The organism is Streptomyces sp. NPDC033136, from assembly GCF_055578235.1.
This window is the reverse complement of sequence record NZ_JBVIPD010000003.1, coordinates 259,766-282,891: the sequence shown is the minus strand read 5'-3', so window position 1 is coordinate 282,891 and position 23,126 is coordinate 259,766. Positions and strand designations below refer to the sequence as shown.

Sequence of the window (23,126 nt, the reverse complement as noted above, 5' to 3'; positions counted from 1 at the left end):
CTCAGCGCTCCCTGACCAGTGCCGCGTAAGCGCCGCCGCGCGCCACCAGCTCCTCGTGCCGTCCCCGTTCCACGACCGTGCCGTGCTGCAGGACGACGATCTCGTCGCTGTCGCGCACGGTGCTGAGCCGGTGCGCGATCACCACGCAGGCACAGCCGCGCTTGCGCAGGTTGTCCATCACGGCCAGTTCGGTCTCCGCGTCCAGCGCGCTGGTCACCTCGTCGAGCACCAGGATGCTCGGCCGGCGCACCAGCGCCCGCGCGATCTCCAGACGCTGGCGCTGCCCGCCGGAGAAGTTGCGGCCGTCCTGCTCGACCTTGCTGTGGATGCCGCCCGGGCGGCGCGTGATCACGTCGTACAGGGCGGCGTCGCGCAGCGCGTCCTCCACCGCGTCGTCGGGGATCGACGGGTCCCACAGCGCCACGTTGTCGCGGACCGTACCCTCGAAGAGGTACACGTCCTGGTCGACGAAGGAGACGGAGGCGGCCAGCGCCCCGCGAGGGATGTCCTCGATGCGCTGCCCGTCGATACGGATCACGCCCTCCCACGGCGCGTACAGGCCGGAGATCATCCGGGACACCGTGGACTTGCCGCTGCCCGAACCGCCGACCAGCGCCACCTGCTGCCCGGGGCCGACCGTCAGGTCGAAGCCGGTGAGCAGGGGCTTGTCCAGCGGGCTGTAGCCGAACGAGATGTTCTCCAGCTCGACATGCCCCTGGAGGCGGCGCGTCGAATCACCCGCGCCCGGACGACCGTAGAGCGGGTCGGCCTTGAAGTTCTCCACGTCCTTGAGCCGGGCCACGTCCGCCGCGAAGTCCTGGATGCGGCCCGCGACGCCGTTGAGCCGGGTCAGCGGGGCGGTGAACCGGGTGACCAGCGCCTGGAAGGCGACCAGCAGGCCGACCGAGATGTGGCCCTCGACCGCCCGCATGCCGCCGATCCAGAGGATCAGCGCGCTGTTGAGGGTGGCGAGCGTCGGCGCGACCACACCCAGCCAGGCGCTCGGCACCCCGAGCCGCTGCTGCTCCTCCAGCGTGGTGGCGTGCTGCCCGGCCCACTTGCGGAAGTAGCCGTCCTCGCCGCCGGTCGCCTTCATCGTCTCGATGAGCTGCAGGCCCGTGTAGGCGGTGTTGGTGAGCCGGGCCGTGTCGGCGCGCAGCTTCGCCGTGCGCGTGGCACGCAGCCGGATGACGACCCGCATGGCGACGATGTTCAGCAGGGCCACGCCGATGCCGACGAACGTGAGTTGGGGGTCGTAGGTGTACAGCAGCACCGCGTACAGGACGACGACGACCGCGTCCACGCCCGCCGCCGCGAGGTCGCGGGACAGGGTCTCGGCTACCGCGTCGTTGGACTGCAGCCGCTGCACCAGGTCGGCCGGGCTGCGCTGGGAGAAGAACGTCACCGGCAGCCGCAGCAGATGGCGCAGGAAGCGGGCGCTGGAGAGGGTGGAGGAGATGATGCGGCCGCGCAGCAGGTTGGCCTGCTGGAGCCAGGTGAGCACGACCGTGAGCAGTACGCACGCCGCCATCGACGTGAACAGCACGCCCAGCAGCGAGGTCTGGTCGCCGATCAGGAACTCGTCGATGTAGGTGCGGCTGAGCGCGGGCACCGCGGCGCCGACCACCACCAGCAGCAGGCTCGCCAGGACGGCCGCGGGCATGGTGCCCGCGGTGCCGCGCAGCCGGGCGGGCATCGCGCCCAGGACGCCCGGCTTGCGGCCGCCCCGGGTGAAGTCCTCGCCGGGCTCCATGACGAGGACGACACCGGTGAAACTGCCGTCGAAGTCCTCCATGGACACAAAACGGCGTCCCTTGCCAGGGTCGTTGATGTAGACGCCGCGGCGGCCGAAGCGGCGGCCCATGCCGTCGTAGACGACGTAGTGGTTGAACTCCCAGAAAAGGATGGCCGGCGACGTCACGTCGGCGAGGGCGGCCGTGTCCATCTGCATGCCCTTGGCCGTCAGTCCGTAACTGCGGGCCGCCTTCAGGAGGTTGCTGGCGCGCGAGCCGTCGCGGGAGACACCGCAGGCGATGCGCAGCTCCTCCAGCGGGACGTGCTTGCCGTAGTGGCCGAGCACCATCGCCAGGGAGGCGGCGCCGCACTCGACGGCCTCCATCTGGAGCACGGTGGGCGTGCGGACGGTCTTCGCCCTGGGCTTGGGCACCTTGCGCTTCGGCGGGGCGGCGCGGCGCCTGCCCCGGGCCTCCTGTGCGGTCGCGCTCATGGCAGCAGCCAGTCGACGGGACGCTCGTCGGCCAGCCGGATCGACCCCGAGGCCTGCGTCATGGAGCTCAGCTTGAACGGCGGTCCGTCCGCGGACGACCACTCGTACCCGCTCTTCGTGGCGGACGACTTGTCCAGCCGGACCGTCACGGCCACCGGCCTGCCCTTCCTGGTGAACTGCTCGCCCAGCTGGCTGTCGCCGAGGAACGCGGCGATCTGCTGCGGGGACTGCGCCGAGCGGTCCACCGACTTCACGTGTCCGCGCAGCACGCCGTACTCCTGGGTGGGCACCGACTGCACGGTCAGGTCGACAGCGGCGTCGTCGGGGATGGAGGCGGCGTTCTCGGCGGGGACGTACACGGTCGCGTACAGCGGGTCCTGCGTGCGGGCGACCTTCTCCACGGCGGCGACGTTCGCGCCGGTCTGGATGATCTGCCCGACGGTCGCTGCCAGCGCGGAGACACGGCCCGCGTCGAGCGTACGCACGACCGACTCGCCCTTGGCCGTACGGACCTTGACGACGGGGGAGCCGGCCGACAGCCGCTCGCCCTGCCGCGTGAGGACGGCGGTGACCTGGCCCGCGACGGGGCTCTGGAGGACGTAACTGCCCTGACCGTGCGTGAGGATGGCGGGTGCGGTGACGGTGGAGGCCACCGAACCGGTCACCGCCCACAGTGAGGCGGCCGCCATCGCGACCACGGTCACGGACAGCACGAGCCAGCCCTGCGGGCGGGCGAAGCGCACCGGCAGGTCGAGTTCCTCCGGCGACTGGAGCTTGGCGAGGGCCTGTTGGCGGAACTGCAAGGAACTTCCCTCACCCGTAGAAGAGGTACATACGGCCGTAGCAGAAACTGTTACGGCACCCGAAGATCCCGGAACCGCCGGCTGCGGCTCCGGGAGTCAACGGCACTGGGGCTCGATCAGAGACCGGCGACCAGGTTGGTGACCGGGGCGGTGTTCAGGCCGGTGACGCCCTCGACGGTGCCGACGGCCGTGTCGACCACGCCGGAAACCGGAGCGATGCCGTTGACCGTGTCGGTGACGGTGTTCACGGCGTTCACGGACAGGCCGCCGGAGACGGCGTCGAGCTCGGCGTCGGCGATCTCAACGGTCTCAACCTGGGGGGTGGAGTTCATGATGGAACTTCCCTTCATATGGATATCTCACAAGGGGGGAGCGGCCCCCTCTGGGGGACAGATGACGGCCGCGACCGCGAGCGCCGGACGCCCGTTTCCGAGTGCCCTCCGCGGCCCCCGCGGTGCGATGGATCAAAGCACGCTGCGGGCGCGGGCTTCCAATCAACCAACCCTCTCACCAGGGGACTTGCGACTCAGCGGCACCGATCCGTGCAGGTCCGCACACGGCTTGGGGGCGAGGTCTTCACATGCGCCACGGCATCGGCTCATCCAGGCCCTTGTATTCCCGGGTGGCGAATCAGGCACTCCCGCCCCAAAGGCGTGACCCACGCACCGAGGCTGTGGACAACCCTTCTTCAGGTGACCGGGTTGAGCATTCGATGTGCAGATTCGCTGAAGTCGGGATTGAACTCCGCGATCGCAACAGATCGTTTCCGGGTGGATGCGGAGCGTTCCGCTCCGGCGTGCCGGACGAGGACCGCCGCTGAAAGGCCGTCATCCGGCCAGGGGCCGGCGCGGACCGGTCGGGGCCGCACCGCCTGGTCCGCCCGCTGTGACCAGCGGTGTCACAGACCGTGCGGTCGGTGCGCCGGCCGGCGGGAGTTGGCTGATTCCGGGGTGCGAAGGGATCACTCGCAAACGGAATTGAACGCCCCGCGTGGCCCGTGCGTACCAACAGCCATCCAGGCGCCCCCCAGAAGCTGCCGGACGGCGGCACCTACTCCGTTCCCCAGGAGGAGAGAAGTTTGAGTCACAAGCGAATTCCGAAGCGCAAGGCCGCGATAGCGGCGGGCGGTGTGGTGGCGCTCGGCGCGGCCGCGATCCTGCTCCCCAACGCCAACGCCTCGCAGGACGGTTCGTCCGACGGCGCGGCGACCGCGCCGAAGACCCTGAAGGCGGGCGACGCCTCGGATCTCGCCTCGCAGCTCTCCGGGCTTCTCGGTGAGGCGTTCGGCGGCTCCTACTACGACGGCGACAGCCAGCAGCTCGTCGTCAACGTCGTACCGGGCGACAACAACAACGTGATCGTGCAGGCCAAGGCGGCGGGCGCGAAGGTCCGCGAGGTCGACAACAGCTGGTCGGAGCTGCAGGACGGGGCGTCGACGCTGAAGGCCGAGGCGACCATCGCCGGCACCTCGTGGTCGATCGACCCCCGCACGAACAAGCTCCTGGTGACGGCCGACAGCACCGTGACCGGTGCCAAGTGGGACAGACTGACATCCACCGTGCAGAGCCTCGGCTCGGACATGGCGACCATCAAGAAGTCGGCCGGTACCTTCAAGCCGTTCGTCTCCGGCGGTGACGCCATCTTCGCGGGCGGCTCGCGCTGCTCCCTCGGCTTCAACGTCACCGCGGGCGACGGCTCGCCCGCGTTCCTGACGGCCGGACACTGCACCCTCGGCGGCAACGAGTGGTCCGACACCCAGGGCGGCCAGCCGATCGCCACCGTCGACCAGTCGACGTTCCCCGGCGCCGGTGACTTCGCACTCGTGAAGTACGACGACCCGGCGACCGAGGCGCCCAGCGAGGTCAACCTCGGCGACCAGACCGTCCCGATCACCGAGGCCGCCGAGGCGACCGTCGGCCAGGAGGTCTTCCGGATGGGCAGCACCACCGGGCTCTCCGACGGCCAGGTCCTCGGCCTCGACGCCACGGTGAACTACCCGGAGGGCACGGTCACCGGCCTCATCCAGACCAACGTCTGTGCCGAGCCCGGCGACAGCGGCGGCTCGCTGTTCACCCAGGACGGTCTCGCGATCGGCCTGACCTCCGGCGGCAGCGGTGACTGCACGGTCGGCGGCGAGACGTTCTTCCAGCCGGTCACCACCGCCCTGGAGGCGGTCGGCGCGACCCTCGGCGCGGGTGGCGCGGCGGGCGCCGGCGCCGGCGCGGGTGAGGAAGCCGGTGGCCAGGAGGCCGGAGCCGGTGAGGAAGCGGGCGCCGGTGAAGAGGCCGGTGCCGGGGCCGGCGAAGGAGCGGGTACCGGTGAGGAAGCCGGTGCCGGTGCCGATGAGCAGGCCGGAGGCGACGAGGCCGGTGCCGGAGCCGGTCACGACGCGGGCCAGGGTGCCGGGGGCGACTCCAGCCTGACCGAGTCCCGCTGACCCGGTAAGCCGCCGGCAGCCGGTCCGGCGCCGCCGGTCCGCTCCCGCCCCTTCCTGGCGGGACCGGGCCGGCCACCGGCACGCCCCGGCTTCGGCCGCGGCCTCGGTCGTGATCCCGGCCGCCGTGGACCGGGCAGGCCCTCCGGCGGGATTCCCGGCCCGGTCTGATGCCGGGAGCGAGGCTTCGGGCACCGAAGGCGACCCCCACCGTCTTCGGCGTACGTCGGGGGGAACACCCCCGTCCCGGGTCCCAGGGGCCGGGGTCCCGGGCGCCGGTGGGCGGGGAGGTTCCGCGCCCTCGGCGTCCCCTGTTCTACCCGTCGACCCTGATCAGCAGCAGGGCGATGTCGTCGAGTCGTTCCTCCCCGTCCGTTCGTGGCCGCTCCTGGTGGACGAGGCTGTCGGCCAGTTCGTCCAGCGGCCGGTCCCCGGTGTCGGCCAGGCGCCGGCCCAGGTCCGCGAGGGCCTCCTCGAAGTCCGTGCCGGGGGACTCGACCAGCCCGTCGGTGTAGAGGACGAGCAGGGAACCGGGCGTGAGGGCGACCTCCGTCGTCGGGTACACCGCCGAGGCGTCGATGCCCAGCAGCGGGCCCCCGGCCAGGTCGAGGACGCGGACCCGCCCGTCCGGCCGTCTCAGCAGCGGCGGCGGATGACCCGCCCGGGACATCACGGCCCGCCCGTGCGCCGGGTCGAGCCGCAGGTACAGGCAGCTGGCGAACAGGTCGGACCCCAGGTCGAGCAGCAGCCGGTTGGTGCTGCGCATGACCTCCTCGGGCGCCTGGCCCACGGTCGTGTACGCGCGCACCGCGGTGCGGACCTGCCCCATCAGCCCGGCCGCCGTGACGTTGTGGCCCTGCACGTCCCCGATCACCGCCGCCGCCATCCCCTGGGTGTGCACCAGGTCGTAGAAGTCGCCGCCGATGTCCATGCCCTGAGTGGCCGGCACATAGCGGCCGGCCGTCTCGATGCCGGGCACCGACGGCAGCGAGTGCGGCAGCAGGGCTTCCTGCAGACCGTGCGCGAGCCGGTACTTGGCGTCGTAGAGCAGGGCCCGCTCCAGCGCCTGGGCGATCAGCCCGGCCAGGCTGGTCATCACCGCCCGCTCCTCCGTCGGGAAGGTGTGCGGCTCGGCGTAGGAGAGCACGCACGTCCCCACCGGCCGGCCCTGGGCGATCAGCGGCAGAAAGGCCCAGGCCGCGAACCCGTCGGGCGTCGCGGGCCGCGCGGGGTAGAGGCGCTCCAGCTGTTCCTGCGACTCGAAGAACGCGGGTACGCCCGTGCGCAGCACCTGTGTGCCGGGCGTCGGCTCGGACAGCGGCATCCCGTCGAACCGCTCCACCACGTGCGCGTCCGGGTACCCGCGATGCCCCAGCACGCGCAGCCGGTTCGCCCGCGAACCAAGGACGACCAGGGCCTGGCTGCCTACGGCCGGGGCGATCTCGTCCGCGACCAGCTGCACCACGTCCTGCACCCCCACCGCCTCGGTGAGCGCGCTGGCCAGATCCAGTACCTGCGACATGGTGACCAGCCGGGACGGTTTCCCTTCGGGCGGCGGCGTGGTCCGGTTCATCTGCGACACGGCCCGGGACCGGGTGATCCGGACGCTCAGACCCGTCGTGCTCGGGTACAGGCGGAACGAGAGCCACTCGCCGGGCGGGCGCAGCGCCACGAACGAGGCGGTGTGCTGACTCATCAGCGCGGCCCGGTAACGGTCCTCGTACACCGGGTCGTTGAGCCACGGCACCGACGCCCACAGCTGGGTGCCGAGCAGCCGGCTGACCGGGACGTTCAGCAGTTCGGCCGCCGCTGCGTTGACGAAGCCGATCCGCCCGTGCAGATCCAGCGAGACCAGCCCGTACGGCAGGCGGCTCACCATCCGGGCCGCCTCGACCGTGCCGAGCGTGCCGGCTATGCCGCCCATCAGGGGTGAGGCGACCAGATCGGACTCGGGGTGTGGCGCGATGCTCATCTCGGCGGCCCGCTCCAGCCGGACCGCCAGCCGGCCGCAGGCCGCGGTCAGGTGCTCGCGCTCGTGGTCGGACAGCTCCGGCGGATGCGCACCCGGCCAAGTCACGAAGACCGCGCCGTACACGGTGGACTCGGTGGCGATCGGCACCGCGGCCAGGGCGAAGGGGTAGGGCAGCACCACGGCGATCCGCGGATAGCGGCGGGCCATCTCCTCCTCGCCGCCGACCCACACCAGCCGACGCTCGCGCGCCGCGTCGGCGACCGGGATCGGCGCGCTCAGCCCCACCCGCTCCCAGGGCGCCGCGAATGCCCGGGGCAGGCCGGCCATCACGGCCATCTCCAGCACCGGCTGGTCCGGCGCCAGCAGATACACCGCGCCGGAGTGGGCGTGCACCTCGTCCATCATCGAGGCCAGCGCCAGGGACAGTACGGGGCGGCCCACCGGCGTCCTGGCGGTCGCCGGCGCCTGCGCGGACGAGTGCCCGTCGGACATGCCGACCACCTCCTCGCACGGCCGCGCGACCGGGTCCAGGAACAAATCTCCCCCCTGGCAGCCCGTCGCGCACGACGAGCGGCACGGGAACCGCCCCGGTTACCGTCGGTCACAGGCGTCTTACCTCGCCGGAGGCGCCGACGTACCCAGGCCGGGGCGTCCCATGCCCCCGCAGTCGAAGCGCGGCTGGGCGTGCAGTCGCCGCACGTGCGCCCCCGCGCACCCTGATGGCCGGATCTTCGCGCCCACGCAGGGTCACGGTCGCGAACAATGGGGCACGCGCTCAACGGGACGAGGGGGCGTACGGCGAGCTGAGGGGGTGGCGGTGATCCGGGTGCTTCTGGTGCACGACGAGTGTCTGGTGCGATCGGTGCTGGCGGAGTGGCTCCGGGCGGAGTCCGACCTGACGGTGCACGACACGTCGTGGAACGGCGCGCCGGGCCTGGTGCGGTCGGTACGGCCGGACGTGTGCGCGGCGGACCTGGAGTGCGCGGACTCTTACGGCATCCCTCCGCTGGGCGAGCTGTGCCGCCCGGCACCGGACCGCGTGCGCCCCCGATTACTCGTGCTCGCCACCGCGAACCGGCCGGGGTTGCTGAAGCGGGCGGTCGAGGCGGGGGCGCTCGGCTACGTCGACAAGGAGGGCTCGCCGCAGAACCTGCTGCGCGGGATCCGCCGGGTTGCCGAGGGGGAACGTTTCGTCAACGACTCGCTGGGCTTCGGTTTCCTCAAGGCCGCCGAGATGCCGCTGACCCGCAGAGAACTGAGCGTGTTATCCCTCGCGGCCGAGGGAGCCTCCGTCGCGGAGATCGCCGGGAGCCTGCACCTGTCCCACGGGACCGTGCGCAACTACATGGCGGCCATCACCCGCAAGACCGGGGCCCGCAACCGCATCGACGCGATCCGCATATCCCAGGGCCAGGGCTGGCTCTGACCGCCGGGCCGCCGCGGGCGTCCAGCTGCCGACCAGGTCCCGGTACAGCGCCGAGGTCCCCATCAGCTCCTCGTGGCGGCCGTACGCCGTGCTCCGGCCGTCCATGACCAGGACCCGCGCGGCGCGGCGAGCCGAGCTGATGCGGTGGGCGACGACCACCAGTGTCCCGCCCGGCCGCTCGGCGAAGGCCCGCTCCGCCTGCTCCTCCGCCCCGGGGTCCAGATGGCAGGTCGCCTCGTCGAGCAGGGCGAGCGGGGCGTACGACAGATAGGCCCGGGTCAGCGCGACGAGTTGCCGTTCGCCGGCCGACAGGGCCGTGGGGTCGACCCGGGCGCCGAGGCCGCCCAGCCGCCCGGCCAGCGGGGCGAGGCCGACCGCCTCGGCGGCGGCGAGCAGTTCCTCCTCGGGCACGGGGTCCGGACGCAGGTAGGCGAGGTTCTCGGCCAGGGTGCCGCCGAAGACGTACGCCTCCTGCGGGATGAGCACGCGCGCCGCGGCGGCGTCCGGGCCGGGCACAGGGTGGGCGCCGACCCGGATCGTGCCGCGCTGCGGCGTGAGCAGTCCGGCCACGAGCGCGGTGAGCGTGGACTTCCCGGTGCCGCTGGGCCCCACGACGGCGAGGTGCCCGCCGGGCGGCAGGGCGAGGTCCAGGTCCTGGACGACGGGGGTGCTGGCGGGGCCGTAGGCGAAGGTGACAGAGGTGAGGGCGAGAGCCGGGGGAGTGTCCTCGCGGGATTCACCGCCCGGGGGCCCCGGGCTCGGGGCGGTGGTGCGGGGCGGCGGGTTCGAGACGGCCGTGGGGGAGCCGCCGGGGCGGGGCGCGTCGGAGCCGGAGCCGGCGTCTGTGGGACGGGGGTTCCGGTGCGGGTGGGTCGGGCCGGGGGTGTCCGGCGCGGCGGGGCCCTGGTTCGAACGGGGCGTGTCGGTGTCGTCCGCAGGGCGGCGGGCCTGGTGCGGAAGGGGCGCGTCGGTGGTGGCCGTGGGGGTGGGCGGTTGGTGCGCGGAGTCCGTTGCCGTCAGGCGTCGCAGGACCACCGTCAGGCGGGAGCCGCTCGTGCCCAGGCCGTGGATCAGGTTGCGCAGGGCGGGCAGGAGCGACTGGGTGACGTAGGCGAGGGCGCCGACCAGCGCGCCCGTGGTGACGCCGTGGGCCAGGAGCCAGGGGGCGGCGGCGAGCAGCAGCACGATCGGCAGCTGGCCGCCGAGCGCCAGGGACAGCACGCGCAGCACACCCCAGTGGGCCAGGGAGCGCGCCGCGCGGAACTCCGCCTCGACCCGTTCACCGGTGGCGCCGGCGATGTGCGCCTCCGCGCCGGTCGCCGTGATGTCCCGCAGGCCCGGGCAGACGGTGCCCAGATGCCCGGCCAGGGCCTCGTCGGCGACCAGGAACGCCTCCTGCCGCCGGGCGAGCGGCCGCAGCGTCGCCGCGAACAGCGCCACACCGGCGGCCAGGGGCGGCCCCACGACGAGCAGGAGCGGCGGGGCGAGCGTGAACAGTCCGGCCAGGGCGCCGGCAGCGGTGAACACGAAGGAACGGGAGACCATGACCAGCCCGGCGAACGTGTCCCGGGCGATCTCCACCTGCTGGGTCAGCCCTGACAGGGACCCCGCGTCACCGGTCCGCACCCCACGGGAGACGACGTGTGCCACGAGCCGGTCCCGGAGGGGTTCGACCAGCGCGGCGACGGCGGCGTAGACCCGCGCGGTGCCGTACGCGCCGAGCAGGACACCGAGCCCGGTCACCGCGAGCCAGGCCAGCCCGACGTCCATCCGTCCGCGCAGGAACCCCGCGTCCAGGGCGCGGGCGGGCCCGTATCCGATGAGGAAGGTCTGCCCTGTCTCGAGCACGGACCAGACGGTGAGCCGCAGGAGGACCCGCCGGTGGGCCAGCAGGTAGCGCAGGCCTCGCGCGGGCAGGGTCGTCCTCCTCGCGCCGGTCATGTCTCCGCTCCGCTCCCGGCCTCCGCCGGCTCCCCGAACACCGCGCGGTACTCCGCGACCCGCCACAACTCCTCGTGGCGCCCCACCGCCCGCACCCGCCCCCCGTCCAGCCAGGCGACCCGGTCCGCGCACGCGGCCGTCGCGGCCCGGTGGGCGACCAGCAGACGGGTGCCGCCGGGGCCGTCGCCGAGGAGGGCGTCGGTGATGTGGCGTTCCGTCACCGTGTCCAGGCTGGAGAGGGCGTCGTCGAGGATCAGCAGGCGGCCGCCGTGGGCGAACGCCCGGGCGAGGCCCAGCCGTTGGGACTCGCCGCCGGAGCGCGGAGCGTCCACGACGGCGGTGCCGTAGCCGTCGGGGAGGCGGCGGACGAAGTCGTCGGCGAGGGCCCGGCGGGACGCCTCGCGGATGCGTGCGGGGGAGGGGCCGGGCAGGCCGAGGCCGAGCGCCTGCTCGATGGTGCCGCCCAGGAGGGCCGGGCGGGCGAAGGCGTAGCCGACCGCGCGGCGCAGGTCGTCGTGCGGCAGTTCGCGCAGCGGCACCCCGTCGAGGAGCACCTCGCCCGCCTCCGGGTCGGTGAGCCGCCCGGCGAGCGCGGCCAGCAGCGACTTGCCCGCACCGGACCGGCCGACCACGGCCAGGGTCGTGCCGCCCGGGACGTCGAGGTCCACGCCGTCGAGCACGGTGCGTCCGCCGCGCCGGGCCGCCACCCCGCGCAGCTCCAGCCGCCCGGGGCCGTCGGGCAGCCGGCGGGTGCCGAACGCGGTGGCGGGCTCGGTCTTGATCTCGCCGAGACGCCGGGCCGCCGCGCGGGCCCGGGCCAGGCCCGCGAGCCGCCCCACCAGGACGCCGACACCCGTCGCGAGCACCGCGTACCGCGAGGCCGCGAGGACGTCCCCCACCGACAGCCGGTCCCGGGTGAGCAGCACACCGGCCACGGCGACGACCCCGAGCTGCAGCAGCGGCGCCACGGCGACCGCCTGGGCGGCGGCCCGCCCCTGCACCCGCCACATGCGGTGCCCGGCCCGGGACAGATCCGGCAGCGGCCGCAGCACCCGGGTCGTCTCCTTGCCCTCCGTGCCCGCCGCCCGCACGGTCCGGACACCTTCGACGGCCTCCGCCAGCGCGGCCGCGATCCGGCCCTGCGCCCGCTGGTAGCGCGTCGCGCTCTGCGTGGTGTCCCGGGCGACGGTGCGCAGGAGGAGGGTCAGGACGGGGGCTCCTGCGAGGAACACGGCCGCGAGCCACCAGTCGAGCAGGCCGAGCGCGACCACACCGCCGACGGGCCCGGCGAGCGCGGCCAGGAGTGCCGCGCGGGCCGCGGGCGTGGTTCCGGCCTCGGCGGCGTTGCCGACCAGCCGTGCGACGAGGTCCCCGGAGCCGAAGCGGTCGGCGGCCCGCGGGCCCGCCCCCAGGACGTGCCCGGTCAGGCGGCGGCGCAGCCACGCGGTCGAACGGGCGTCGACGGTGCCGGTGAGCACGGTCTGGACCGCGTCCAGCAGCGCCAGCAGCAGGACGAGGCCGGCGCAGTACAGCACCCAGCGGGTCGCCGGGGCCTGCGCCAGCAACAGATCGAGGGCCCGGCCAAGCACGGCGGGCAGCAGCAGTCCGGCACCGGTCGCCGCGATGCTCACCAGGCACAGGGCCGCGCAACGGGACCCGCTGTACCGGGTGGCCGTACGCAGCAGCGTGCGGGCGTGTCCGGCCGCCGGGTCGTCGTCGGCACGCGGGGTCATACGGGCCTTTCGGGGAACGGGCGGGCCCCGGACGGCCCCTCCCCGAAGGGAGGGAACCGCCCGGGGCCGCGCAGACCGCCGGTCAGAGACAGAGCAGGACGCTCGCGGCGCTGATGCAGGAGAGCAGGCTCACCGTGCTGTTGCCGCCGCCGTCGGTCCGCTCCTCGGTCTCGATGGTCTGCAGGTCGAGAAGTGCCATGGTGTGTCCTTCCGTTGGGTGTCCGTCCGTGGTCATCCGTGGGGACGGGGTGGTGTCACGACTCCGCCGGATCGCGGAACCGCGTCATGTGGGCCGCCGGTGGGGCGGCGGGAGGAACGGCAGGTGGGCGTCGGACGCCGGGTCGAGGGCCGCGCCGAGCGCCAGCAGGCACCCTGCCGTTCCGGTGGCGAGGTCCATGGAGAGCCGCATCATCTGGTGTCCCGGGAAGGCCAGTTGGCCCTGGTACGTCATCGCGAACCAGCCGAGCCCGGCGATCTGCCCGGACAGCCGGTCCCCGGTCGCGCCCGGCGCGGCCGTGCGGCTGAGGTGCAGGATCATTCCCGCGCGGCCCTGGAAGAGCCCGGGCTGCGCGTAGAAGCGTGAGGTGGCGGCCGTGACGACGCCGGAGCGGGCCGCCTCGAACTCCCCGGCGAGGCCGGGGGAGTGGGTCACGAGGTCGTCGAGGACCATGCCGAGCCCCGCGCTGCCGTCGCCGAGGTAGGGCAGGGTCCGCCAGCCCTCGTCGACCTCCAGCGACCCGTTCTCGCGGGTCACGCAGGACTCCAGGTCCCGGCGCAGCGCCACGGCCGCAGCCTCCAGCCAGGCGTCCTGGCCGGTCCACTCGTACTGCCGCAGCATGAGCAGCGCCGGACCCGTCGCGCCGCGCAGCAGTCCCGCGCGCCGCCGGGGCGTGGCCGGGAGCGGCTCGGTGAGGCGTTGTACGAGGATCCGCGCGGCCTCGCCGGCCCGCTCGCGCAGCTCCGACTCGCCGGTGGCGCGGGCCAGATGGCCCAGGACCAGTCCGAGTCCGGCCAGTCCGCCGTGCAGATCGGAGGAGAGGTTCTGCCAGCGCTCCGCGAGGATGCCCTCGACCAGGTCCAGCGCCCGCTGCCGGTGGCCGAGCCGGTCGAGGACGAGGGCGACCCCCGCCAGCCCGTCGTACAGCCCGAGCGGCGTGCCGGCCGGGGCCGGTGCCGTCCGCTCCAGCAGCCAGCGCTCGCCCTCCTCGTACCGCTCGGCGCCGGCGGCGTCCAGCGCGTACAGCACACCCGCGGCGCCGTGGGCTATGCCCAGCCCACCGCCGTCCGAGAACTGGGCGACGTCGCCCGGGAAGAGCCGGTCGTCGCGCTCCGGGGTGGCAGAGGCGAGGATGGCCTTGACCATCGAGTCGCGGCTGTACGGCCAGTCACCTGGGTCCACCGGCGCGGAGGGGGCGGCCACCACCCGGCCGGACACCTCCCGCGTGATCTCCGTGACCGCCTCGTCGAGGAACTCCCGCGGCACGTCCGGGAACTGCTCCGCGATCACCTCGGCCAGATGCGCCGCCTTGCCGCGGTCGACCACGAACAGCGTGGTCACGGGCAGGAACAGGGCCAGCCGCAGACAGGCCAGCGCGTACCGGTCCACGTCGGCGCCCCGGCGGTCCGGCGGCGCGAAGAAGCCCGGGTGGGCGACGACCTGGCGGCCGTTCTCCCCGGCCGGGGCCGCGGCCTCGAAGTCGAGGAGGAAGACCGTCTCCTCGTCCGGCGCGACCATGATGTTGAAGACGTGCAGGTCGTTGAAGACGATGCCGCGCGCGTGCACCGCCGCCACGGCCTCCTCCACCCTGCGGTGGACGCGCAGCGCCCACGCGGTGTAGGAGGCGACGGCCTCGGGGTCGGGGTCCTGGGCGAGCAGCGGATGCCGCTCGGCGAAGAAGGAGTTGAGCGGACGGCCCTCCAGTAAGTCCATCACCAGGAAGCGGTGCCCGCCGAGCTCGAACCAGTCGCGCACCTCCGGGACCACGCCCGTGCCCGCCACCTGCTCCAGCGCCCGCTTCTCCCGCTCCAGCCGGGCGATCGCGTCGGCGCCGTCCGAGGCGAGGCCCGCGTGCGGCCTGCCCTCCTTGAGGACGACCTTGCGCCCGTCACGGGTGTCGGTGCCGGCGTAGACACCGCCGCCGTTGGAGAAGTGCAGCGCCTTCTCGATGCGGTAGGGCAGCTCGCCGGTCGTCGTGGTGTTCCGCGCGTCGAGGTGCGGCTGGAGGAACGGCGGCAGCGTCACCCACCCGGGCACCTGGAAGGACGGCGACCGCCGGTCCGGCACCAGCCGCTCCTCGCCGTCGCGCACCGCCGGCACCAGCGAGCCCCGCTCGTCCACGACGAAGGAGCGCGCGAAGGCGCCGTACCGGACGTACAGCGGGCCTTCGCCCCAGCGCAGGTCGGTGAGGATGTACGGCCCCTCGAAACCCTCCAGCAGCGCGCCCAGCTCGCGCAGCACCTGGTGCAGCTGCTCCTCGTCGGCCGGGTAGACGGTGACGAACTTGCCGCTGCCGTCGCGGGGCGCGTACTTGGTGTTGCGCAGGTGCAGCAGGTGCGGTCCCGGCACGAACTTGAAGGGGACCCGGCGCTCGACGCAGTAGTCCCACACGATCCGGGCGACCTCCTCCGCGTCCGCCCGGGTCGCCGAGGCGTGGATCTTCCAGCCCTGCGCCGGGCCCTGGAGCGGCCCGCCGTCCGGGCCGAGCGGCGTCATCGTCAGCCAGTCGCCGATCCGTGCCGCCTCCCAGCCCTCGGGCACCGGCCGGCGGGCCGTCTCGTAGAGGTGCGGGGCTGTCCCCTGCCCGCTTCCCGCGAGCCGGTCCGGCGTCTCGTAGAAATGCCGGTCGGCGAGCGCGTACACCTCGTACCGCTTGTCCATGCGTCCCCCTCCTGACGGGCACCGAGCCTTCCAGCCACGCGGAGGGCCCGGACAGTCACGCCTGTCACGAGGTCACCGTGCGGAACGCATGCGTCAAGACATGTTCGGTTCCTTTCGAGCGTCCGCGTCCGCGCGCCTCCACGGAACGCTCACAGGGGCTGCGCAGGTGTCTCATAAGCGCTGTAATGGCCAACGTGGTCAGACAGGGCGCCCAAGAACCCCAACCCCAGGAACCCCAAGAACCCGGAACGCGGACGCTGCGTGCCGAAGGTGCCCTCAAAGCGATCGCGATCGACCAGGAGTCGCCCGAACGGGTGCGCCGCGTCCTCGAACAGGCGCTCGTCTTCGCCGGTGCCGCGTTCATCGCCGTGTACGTGCCCGGTCAGGACGGCGAACTGCTCTGCCTCGTGGAGTCGGCCGGGGTGCCCAGGACGCTGTACGGACTGCGCGACAGCTACCCCCGCGCCGGGCGGTCCCCCGTCGCCGAGGCCCACCGCGCCGGACAACCCGTCTCGATGAGCCCCGCCGAACTCGCCGAGCACGCGCAGGCACGGCGCGTGCCGTCCCGGGACTTCCACCTGGTCGCCCTGCCCGTGCACGGCGACGGCGGTGGCTCCCTGCTCGCCGTGAGCGAGCGCCCCGCCGGGTTCGACACCGACGACCGCAAGTGCCTGGAACTCATCTCCGAGGCGGTCGCCTTCACCGCCCCGGTCGCGCCAGCCGAGGGCGGTGAACTGCCGCAGGGCGCCTTCAGTCTCGCCATGGACACCGGCCGCGTCCGGGCCGGCGACGACCTGCTGGACCTGTTCGGCCTGGACCCCGTCGCATTCGACGGCCGGGTCGAGACGCTGCTCGGCCTGACCGTGCCCGAGGACCTGCCCTCGCTGATGTCCGTGGTGGAGGCCGGCCACATGTCGATCGGCGACCGGGAGCTGGAGTTCCGGGTGCTTCAGCCGGCCGGGCCGCCGAAGTGGCTCCGGCTGCGCGGGCGCCTCGTGCCCGGCGGCGAGGGCCACCCGGCACGGCTCGTGGGTACCGTCGCCGACGCCTCCACCCTGCGCTCCGACGTCACCGACGTGGCCCGCGTCCAGCGCCTGGCCGCCGCGCTGGCCACCGCCCTCACCGTCCGCGACGTGGGCAAGGCCGTGGTCGCAGCCCTGCGCCGGCCGCTGCGGGCCGACCGGATCGCACTCGCCGAGCTGGAGAGCGACCGGCTTGTCGTCACCGTCCTCGACCCGCCCGAACCCGAGGCCTGGCCCGAGCTGTGGCGGTCGGAATGGCGCGGCGAGTGGCCCGACGCGCCCGTCCGCGCCATGCCCACTCTCGCCGCCGCGCTCCGCGAGGGCCGCGCCCGGATCTGGCCCGCCGGCAGCCCTCTGGAACCCACCCTGGCCGAGGTCGGCCCCGGCGGTCTGGCCGTCCTGCCGCTGCCCGCCGGGAACCGCATGGCGGGGGCCTGCCTGATCGGCTGGGACGCCCCGCACGACTTCGGCTCCGACGAACGCGCCCTGCTCACCGCCAGCGCCGGCCTGGCCGGACAGGCGCTCGTCCGGGCGCGGGCCTTCGACGCCGAACACGAACTCGTCGGCATGCTCCAGCGCCAGCTGCTGCCGCGCCGCCTGCCCCGGCTGCCGGGCGCGGTGGCCGTCGCCCGCTACCTGCCCAGCACGGCAGGACTGGAGCTCGGCGGCGACTGGTACGACGTCATCCCGCTGCCCGACAACCACGTCGCCCTCGTCATCGGCGATGTCCAGGGGCACAGCGCCGGGGCCGCCACCCTCATGGGCCAGATGCGCACCGCCCTGCGCGCCTACGCCGTCGAGGGCCACCCGCCGGACGTGGTGGTGGCGCACGCCAACCGGCTCCTGATGGACATGGAGAGCGATCTCTTCGCCACCTGCTGCTACGTCGACGTCGACCTGGAGGAGGGCGCCGCCTGGTACGTGCGCGCCGGGCATCTCCCGCCCGTGCTGCGGCACCCGGACGGCCGGACCGAGATCGCGGAGGCCGAGGGCGGACCACCCCTCGGGGTGATCACGCAGGCCGAGTTCCCCATGAGCCCGCTCAGGCTGCCGCCCGGCACCGTGATCGCCCTGGCCACGGACGGGCTCGTCGAGACGCCCGACGCCGACATCGACGAGGGCATGGGCCGGCTCGCCGAGCGGCTGGCCGGTGCCGCCCCCGCCGACCTGGGGCTCGTCGCCGACGCCCTCCTCGGTGACGCCCGCCGCAGCGACGACGTCGCCCTGCTCCTCCTGCGCTACGACGGGATGGACCTGCGCCCGCTGCGGGAGAGCTGGACGGTGTGGCGCGTGCCGCAGGCGGTCGGGCACGCCCGCCGCTTCGCCCGGCGCACCCTGCGCTCCTGGGGCGTCACCGTCGACTACGACGCCGCGCTGCTCGTCGTCTCCGAACTCGTCACCAACGCCCTCGTCCACACCGACGGCAAGGTCCGCATGGACCTCACCCTCATCAACAACCGCCTGCGGGTCGCCGTCGCCGACGCCTCACCGCGCTCCCCGGTCCGGCCCACCAGCATCGGCTGGGAGGCCACGGGCGGCCGCGGCATCCTCCTGGTCGAGGCCCTCTCGGCGACCTGGGGCACGCTGCCGGTCAGCGGAGGCAAGCAGGTGTGGGCGGAGCTGACGCTGGGCCGCTGAGCGGCGCGGCCGCTCCGAACCGGCCGGTCCGGACCGGCTGCTCCGGACCGGCTGCTCCGGACCGGCTCCTCAGGACCGGCCGAGGCCGGCCGCACCTGGTGATCCCGCGGGGCAACCGGGTACCCGTCGGCTCGCAAGACGGAGAAACCCCGCGAGCCGAAGGAAGAGGAACATCATGGCTCAGCATGTCCGCGACATCATGACCGGCGACCCGGTCACCGTCGGGCCGCAGACCTCCGTCGCCGAGGTGGCGCGCATCATGCGCGACGAGGACCTCGGAGCCGTCCTGGTGACGGACGGCGACGAGCTGCGCGGCCTGGTCACCGACCGTGACCTCGTGGTCCGGTCGATCAGCCGAGGCGGTGACCCGGAGCAGACCACCGTGTCCGGCGCATGCAGCGACGAGCTGGTCACCGTCGGCCCCGACGAGAATCTGGGGCACGCGGTGGAGCTGATGCGCGAGCACTCCGTGCGCCGCATCCCGGTCGTCGACCACGGGCACCCCGTGGGCATCGTCTCCCTCGGCGACATGGCCATGGAGCGTGACCCGGAGTCGGCGCTCGGTGACATCAGCGCCGCGCGCCCCAACGCCTGACCACGCCGGCCGGCCCCGCGGTCCCGCGCACCCACCCGTGCGCGGGACCGCCGTACGTCGGGCAACGGCCACCCGGCGAGAAGGAGTTCGGCGTCGCGTCACGGGCGTCCCGGCCCGGGTTTGTTCGGTTTCTCCCTGGGGACTCGAACAAGAGCGGATGCAGAAGGAAGATGATGAGTCGTGACGTCCATGGACACACCCGAGAAGCCCGCCGTCCGCCGGCCCGAGACCGGCTGGTCGAAGGCGCGCCGTCTGCGCGGCAAGGCCGCGCCGCGCACCTGCCTGCCCGCCGTCGAGGACCGGGCCGCACCCGGAGCCGTGCGGTCCGGGGCGGAGGGGAACATCGTCAGGGGCGAGGACTGACCGCTCCCCGGCAGGCCGACGGGTGACGAGCGGAGCAACTCCGCGTATCAACAACTAAAAGAAGTGATGCTCACATCCGCCGGATCGCGACTATGGTGAACCGAATGAAGGCTCTCGTGCTGTCCGGCGGCGCAGGAACACGGCTGAGGCCGATCACACACACGTCGGCCAAGCAATTGGTGCCCGTGGCCAACAAGGCCGTGCTGTTCTACGGGTTGGAGTCGATCGCCGACGCCGGCATCACCGACGTCGGCATGATCGTCGGAGACACGGCCGCGGAGATCGAGGAAGCGGTGGGTGACGGGTCGAAGTTCGGCCTCGAGGTCACCTACATTCCCCAGGAACGGCCCCTCGGGCTGGCCCACGCGGTGCTGATCGCCCGGGACTTCCTCGGCGACGACGACTTCGTGATGTACCTCGGCGACAACTTCATCGTCGGCGGCATCACCGGCCTCGTCGAGGAGTTCCGCACCCACCGGCCCGACGCCCAGATCCTGCTCACGCGCGTGGCCGACCCGCGCGCCTTCGGTGTCGCCGAACTCGACCCGTCCGGCCAGGTGATCGGCCTGGAGGAGAAGCCCGACCAGCCCAAGAGCGACCTCGCGCTGGTCGGCGTCTACATGTTCACGCCGCTGATCCACGAGGCGGTCCGCTCCATCGAGCCCTCCTGGCGGGGCGAACTGGAGATCACCCACGCCCTCCAGCGCCTGATCGACTCCCGCGCCGACGTGCGCTCCACGGTCGTCAAGGGCTACTGGAAGGACACCGGCAACGTCGGCGACATGCTCGAGGTGAACCGCACGGTCCTCGAAGGCATGGAGCGCCGCATCGACGGCGAGGTGGACGACGCCTCCGAGACCATCGGGCGGGTGGTCGTGGAGGAGGGCGCGCGGATCGTCAACTCTCGTATCGTCGGCCCCGCCGTCATCGGCTCGGGAACCCTCGTCAGCAACTCCTACGTCGGTCCCTTCACCTCCATCGCGGAGAACTGCCGGATCACCGACAGCGAAGTCGAGTTCTCCATCGTGCTGCGGGACTCCTCGATCCGGGGTGTCGGCCGGATCGAGTCCTCGCTGATCGGCAGGCATGTCGAGGTGACCCCGGCCCCCAGCGTCCCCAGCGCCCACCGCCTCGTCCTCGGAGACCACAGCAAGGTGCAGATCACTTCATGAACCTCCTCGTCACCGGCGCCGCCGGGTTCATCGGTTCCCGCTACGTGCGCGCACTGCTCGCCTCGGACGCCCCCGACGCGCCGCGCATCACCGTGCTGGACAAGCTCACCTACGCCGGCACCCTCGACAACCTCGAACTGACCCACCCCCGGCTGGAGTTCGTCCAGGGCGACATCTGCGACGCCGAACTGGTGGACAAGCTCATGGCCGGCGCGGACCAGGTCGTGCACTTCGCCGCCGAATCCCACGTGGACCGCTCGATCACCGGCGCCGCCGACTTCGTCCGCACCAACGTCCTCGGTACCCAGACCCTGCTGGACGCCGCCCTGCGCTACGACGTGGGCCCCTTCGTGCACGTCTCCACCGACGAGGTCTACGGCTCCATCGAGTCCGGCTCGTGGCCGGAGGACCACCCGCTGCAGCCGAACTCCCCGTACTCGGCCTCCAAGGCCTCCTCCGACCTGCTCGCCCTGGCCTACCACCGCACCCACGGCCTGGACGTGCGCGTCACCCGGTGCTCCAACAACTACGGCCCGCACCAGTTCCCCGAGAAGGTCATCCCGCTGTTCGTCACCAACCTCCTCGACGGCCACAAGGTGCCGCTGTACGGCGAGGGCCGCAACGTCCGCGACTGGCTGCACGTCGACGACCACTGCCAGGGCGTCGACCTCGCCCGCGCCCAGGGCCGGCCCGGCGAGGTCTACAACATCGGCGGCGGCACCGAGCTCACCAACAAGGAACTCACCGGCCTGCTCCTTCAGGCCTGCGGCGCGGACTGGGACCGGGTGGAGTACGTCGAGGACCGCAAGGGCCACGACCTGCGCTACTGCGTCGACTGGTCCAAGGCCCGCGACCAGCTCGGCTACCGTCCCCGCCACGACTTCACCACCGGCCTCGCCGAGACCGTCGCCTGGTACCGCGACAACCGGGCCTGGTGGGAGCCGCTGAAGCGGCGCGTCGCCCAGGAGCGGGCATGAAGTGGCTGATCACCGGGGCTCGCGGGATGCTCGGCCGTGACGTCGTCGAGGAACTCATCCGGCGCGGCGAGACCGTCGTGGGCCTCGACCGCGCCGCCCTGGACATCACGAGCCCCGAGGCCGCCGGCACGGCCGTCCGGGAGCACGCCCCCGACCTCGTCGTGAACTGTGCCGCGTACACGGCTGTGGACGACGCCGAGACCGACGAGGCCCGCGCCCTGGAGATCAACGGCGAGGGACCGCGCCTGCTGGCCCGGGCGTGCGCCGCACACGGCGCCCGCCTGATCCACGTCTCCACGGACTACGTCTTCTCCGGCGAGGCCCGCACCGCTCCCTACCCGGAGGACCACCCGACCGGCCCGCGCACGGCCTACGGCCGCACCAAGCTGGCCGGGGAGCGGGCCGTGCTGGAGGAACTGCCCGGCGCGAGCGCGATCGTGCGCACGGCTTGGCTCTACGGGGTCCACGGCGCCAACTTCGTGCGGACCATGATCGGTGTCGAAGCCCGCCGCGACACCCTCGACGTCGTCGACGACCAGCGCGGGCAGCCCACCTGGAGCGCGGACGTCGCCGGGCGGATCGCCGACCTCGGGCCCCGGCTCGGCCCCGACGCACACGGCGTCTTCCACGCCACGAACTCCGGCGAGGCCAGCTGGTACGAGCTGGCCCGCGAGGTGTTCTCCCTCATCGGCGCCGACCCGGACCGGGTCCGCCCCACCAGCAGCGCGGCCTTCCCCCGGCCCGCGCCCCGCCCGGCGTACAGCGCACTCGGTCACGACAGGTGGCGGGAGCTCGGCCTGGAGCCGATGCGGGCATGGAAGCCTGCCCTGCGCGAAGCACTCCCCCTTCTTTGCAAGGAGATGTCCCAGTGAAATGGCGTAGTTCCTGCGGATACCCACGTGTGTGACTTGTTGTTTCTGTTCGCGGGTGCCCTGCCGCCTACTCACTTGGGCGCGTGAGGCCTTCCCGCCCGCCCGGCGCCGATCCCTTGCAGCCCGCCGGCAGTAAGTCGCTCCACCGTCCAGTGCCCGACCGGTAGTCCCGTGAAAGGAAACGTCCCCGCGATGTCGATCAGAGCAATGGTGAAGTCTGCATTGGGTGAGAAGAACCTGCGGGTTCTGCGCCGGCTGAAGAAGCGCCTCTCCACCAAGCGGGCCGAACCGGCCAAGCCGACCGGACCCCAAGCGATCTCCGGCGATCTCAACAAACTGGCCGTGTATTTCAAGACGGACAAGTGGGGAACGCACCGTTATACCCAGCACTACCAGCGCCATCTCCAGCACCTGAAGAACGAATCGTTCAACCTGCTGGAAATCGGGATCGGCGGTTACAGCCGGGCCGGCCAGGGCGGGGCATCGCTGCGCATGTGGAAGCACTTCTTCCCGAAAGCGCAGATCTTCGGAATGGATATCCACGACAAGTCATTTGTCGATGAGGACCGCATCACGACGTTCATCGGTGACCAGTCCGACCCCGCGTCCCTGAACGCTGTCGCCGACAAGATCGGTGAACTCGACGTCATCATCGACGACGGCAGTCACCGTAGCCCGCACGTGATCACGACCTTCGAGACGCTCTTCCCCCGGCTCAAGGACGGTGGCATCTACGTCGTCGAGGACACGCAGTCGTCGTACTGGCCCGAATGGATGGGCAGTGAGGATCTGGACGCCCCGAACACCAGCATGGCCATGCTGAAGCGGTTGGCGGACGGGCTGAATTATGAGGAATTCGTGGACGAGAGCTATCAGCCGACCTACACGGACCTCAACGTCGTCGGCGTGCACTTCTACCACAACCTGGTGATCATCGAAAAGGGCAGGAACGCCGAAGGCACCAACAAGCGGAGCGCGCTGAAGCAGCGCTACGCCAAGTCCTGATCCCGGTGAGTGGGAACAACACCCTCCCGCCGGGTCTGCATCGCCGGCTGTCCGGCGACATCCCCCAG

The 23,126-nt window shown here is 72.7% G+C and carries 16 protein-coding genes and 1 pseudogene; 9 read left to right on the top strand and 8 right to left on the bottom strand.

What is annotated here, in order from left to right:
• Window position 1 precedes the first annotated feature (1 nt).
• The 3 genes from ACZ5TL_RS06960 to ACZ5TL_RS06950 form a co-directional block, all read right to left on the bottom strand.
• Window positions 2-2,227, bottom strand: a complete 2,226-nt coding sequence (locus ACZ5TL_RS06960; RefSeq protein WP_468588332.1) for an NHLP family bacteriocin export ABC transporter peptidase/permease/ATPase subunit — start codon at window positions 2,225-2,227, stop codon at window positions 2-4.
• A complete protein-coding gene (locus ACZ5TL_RS06955) occupies window positions 2,224-3,030 on the bottom strand; it encodes a biotin/lipoyl-containing protein (RefSeq protein WP_468588331.1) in 807 nt (268 codons plus the stop codon). The genes ACZ5TL_RS06960 and ACZ5TL_RS06955 overlap by 4 nt, the downstream gene beginning before the upstream one ends.
• A 116-nt stretch (window positions 3,031-3,146) precedes the next feature.
• The gene (locus tag ACZ5TL_RS06950; RefSeq protein WP_468588330.1) at window positions 3,147-3,362 is read right to left on the bottom strand and encodes a type A2 lantipeptide; all 216 of its coding nucleotides are present in this window, start codon (window positions 3,360-3,362) and stop codon (window positions 3,147-3,149) included.
• Between the two features lie 746 nt (window positions 3,363-4,108).
• Here ACZ5TL_RS06950 and ACZ5TL_RS06945 point away from each other — a divergent pair.
• Window positions 4,109-5,467 (top strand): S1 family peptidase, encoded by a 1,359-nt coding sequence (locus tag ACZ5TL_RS06945; protein WP_468588329.1) that lies wholly within the window; start codon window positions 4,109-4,111, stop codon window positions 5,465-5,467.
• A 313-nt stretch (window positions 5,468-5,780) separates the two neighbouring features.
• On the opposite strand, the gene ACZ5TL_RS06940 is transcribed toward ACZ5TL_RS06945, so the two are convergent.
• On the bottom strand, window positions 5,781-7,928 hold the full coding sequence (locus ACZ5TL_RS06940) for a PP2C family protein-serine/threonine phosphatase (RefSeq protein ID WP_468588328.1): 2,148 nt from the start codon (window positions 7,926-7,928) through the stop codon (window positions 5,781-5,783).
• On the opposite strand from ACZ5TL_RS06940, the pseudogene ACZ5TL_RS06935 reads away from it, so the two are divergent.
• Window positions 7,927-8,778, top strand: a pseudogene (locus ACZ5TL_RS06935) (response regulator transcription factor); the annotation flags it as partial. The gene ACZ5TL_RS06940 and the pseudogene ACZ5TL_RS06935 sit on opposite strands and share 2 nt — an antisense overlap.
• On the opposite strand, the gene ACZ5TL_RS06930 reads toward ACZ5TL_RS06935, so the two are convergent.
• The 4 genes from ACZ5TL_RS06930 to lanKC form a co-directional block, all read right to left on the bottom strand.
• Complete coding sequence (locus ACZ5TL_RS06930) at window positions 8,701-10,803, bottom strand: ATP-binding cassette domain-containing protein (protein WP_468588327.1); 2,103 nt, start codon at window positions 10,801-10,803, stop codon at window positions 8,701-8,703. The pseudogene ACZ5TL_RS06935 and the gene ACZ5TL_RS06930 overlap by 78 nt on opposite strands.
• Complete coding sequence (locus tag ACZ5TL_RS06925) at window positions 10,800-12,536, bottom strand: ABC transporter ATP-binding protein (protein WP_468588326.1); 1,737 nt, start codon at window positions 12,534-12,536, stop codon at window positions 10,800-10,802. The genes ACZ5TL_RS06930 and ACZ5TL_RS06925 overlap by 4 nt, the downstream gene beginning before the upstream one ends.
• Before the next feature lie 82 nt (window positions 12,537-12,618).
• Window positions 12,619-12,735, bottom strand: coding sequence for a SapB/AmfS family lanthipeptide (locus ACZ5TL_RS06920; protein ID WP_031113019.1), 117 nt, complete (start codon window positions 12,733-12,735; stop codon window positions 12,619-12,621).
• An 84-nt stretch (window positions 12,736-12,819) separates the two neighbouring features.
• Complete coding sequence (gene lanKC, locus ACZ5TL_RS06915) at window positions 12,820-15,414, bottom strand: class III lanthionine synthetase LanKC (RefSeq protein WP_468588325.1); 2,595 nt, start codon at window positions 15,412-15,414, stop codon at window positions 12,820-12,822.
• A 185-nt stretch (window positions 15,415-15,599) separates the two neighbouring features.
• Between lanKC and ACZ5TL_RS06910 the strand changes: the two genes are divergently transcribed.
• The 7 genes from ACZ5TL_RS06910 (at window position 15,600) to ACZ5TL_RS06880 (ending at window position 23,058) form a co-directional block, all read left to right on the top strand.
• The gene (locus tag ACZ5TL_RS06910) at window positions 15,600-18,074 is read left to right on the top strand and encodes a SpoIIE family protein phosphatase (RefSeq protein WP_468588324.1); all 2,475 of its coding nucleotides are present in this window, start codon (window positions 15,600-15,602) and stop codon (window positions 18,072-18,074) included.
• Between the two features lie 175 nt (window positions 18,075-18,249).
• The gene (locus tag ACZ5TL_RS06905; protein ID WP_468588323.1) at window positions 18,250-18,669 is read left to right on the top strand and encodes a CBS domain-containing protein; all 420 of its coding nucleotides are present in this window, start codon (window positions 18,250-18,252) and stop codon (window positions 18,667-18,669) included.
• A 180-nt stretch (window positions 18,670-18,849) separates the two neighbouring features.
• Entirely contained in the window at window positions 18,850-19,032 is a 183-nt protein-coding gene (locus ACZ5TL_RS06900) for a hypothetical protein (RefSeq protein ID WP_468588581.1), read from the top strand.
• 104 nt (window positions 19,033-19,136) lie between these two features.
• Complete coding sequence (locus tag ACZ5TL_RS06895) at window positions 19,137-20,204, top strand: glucose-1-phosphate thymidylyltransferase (RefSeq protein ID WP_468588322.1); 1,068 nt, start codon at window positions 19,137-19,139, stop codon at window positions 20,202-20,204.
• A complete protein-coding gene (rfbB, locus tag ACZ5TL_RS06890; protein WP_468588321.1) occupies window positions 20,201-21,181 on the top strand; it encodes a dTDP-glucose 4,6-dehydratase in 981 nt (326 codons plus the stop codon). Before ACZ5TL_RS06895 ends, rfbB begins: the two co-directional genes overlap by 4 nt.
• Window positions 21,178-22,053, top strand: coding sequence for a dTDP-4-dehydrorhamnose reductase (rfbD, locus tag ACZ5TL_RS06885; protein WP_468588320.1), 876 nt, complete (start codon window positions 21,178-21,180; stop codon window positions 22,051-22,053). The genes rfbB and rfbD overlap by 4 nt, the downstream gene beginning before the upstream one ends.
• Window positions 22,054-22,245: 192 nt before the next feature.
• Window positions 22,246-23,058, top strand: coding sequence for a class I SAM-dependent methyltransferase (locus ACZ5TL_RS06880; RefSeq protein ID WP_468588319.1), 813 nt, complete (start codon window positions 22,246-22,248; stop codon window positions 23,056-23,058).
• Window positions 23,059-23,126: the final 68 nt, after the last annotated feature.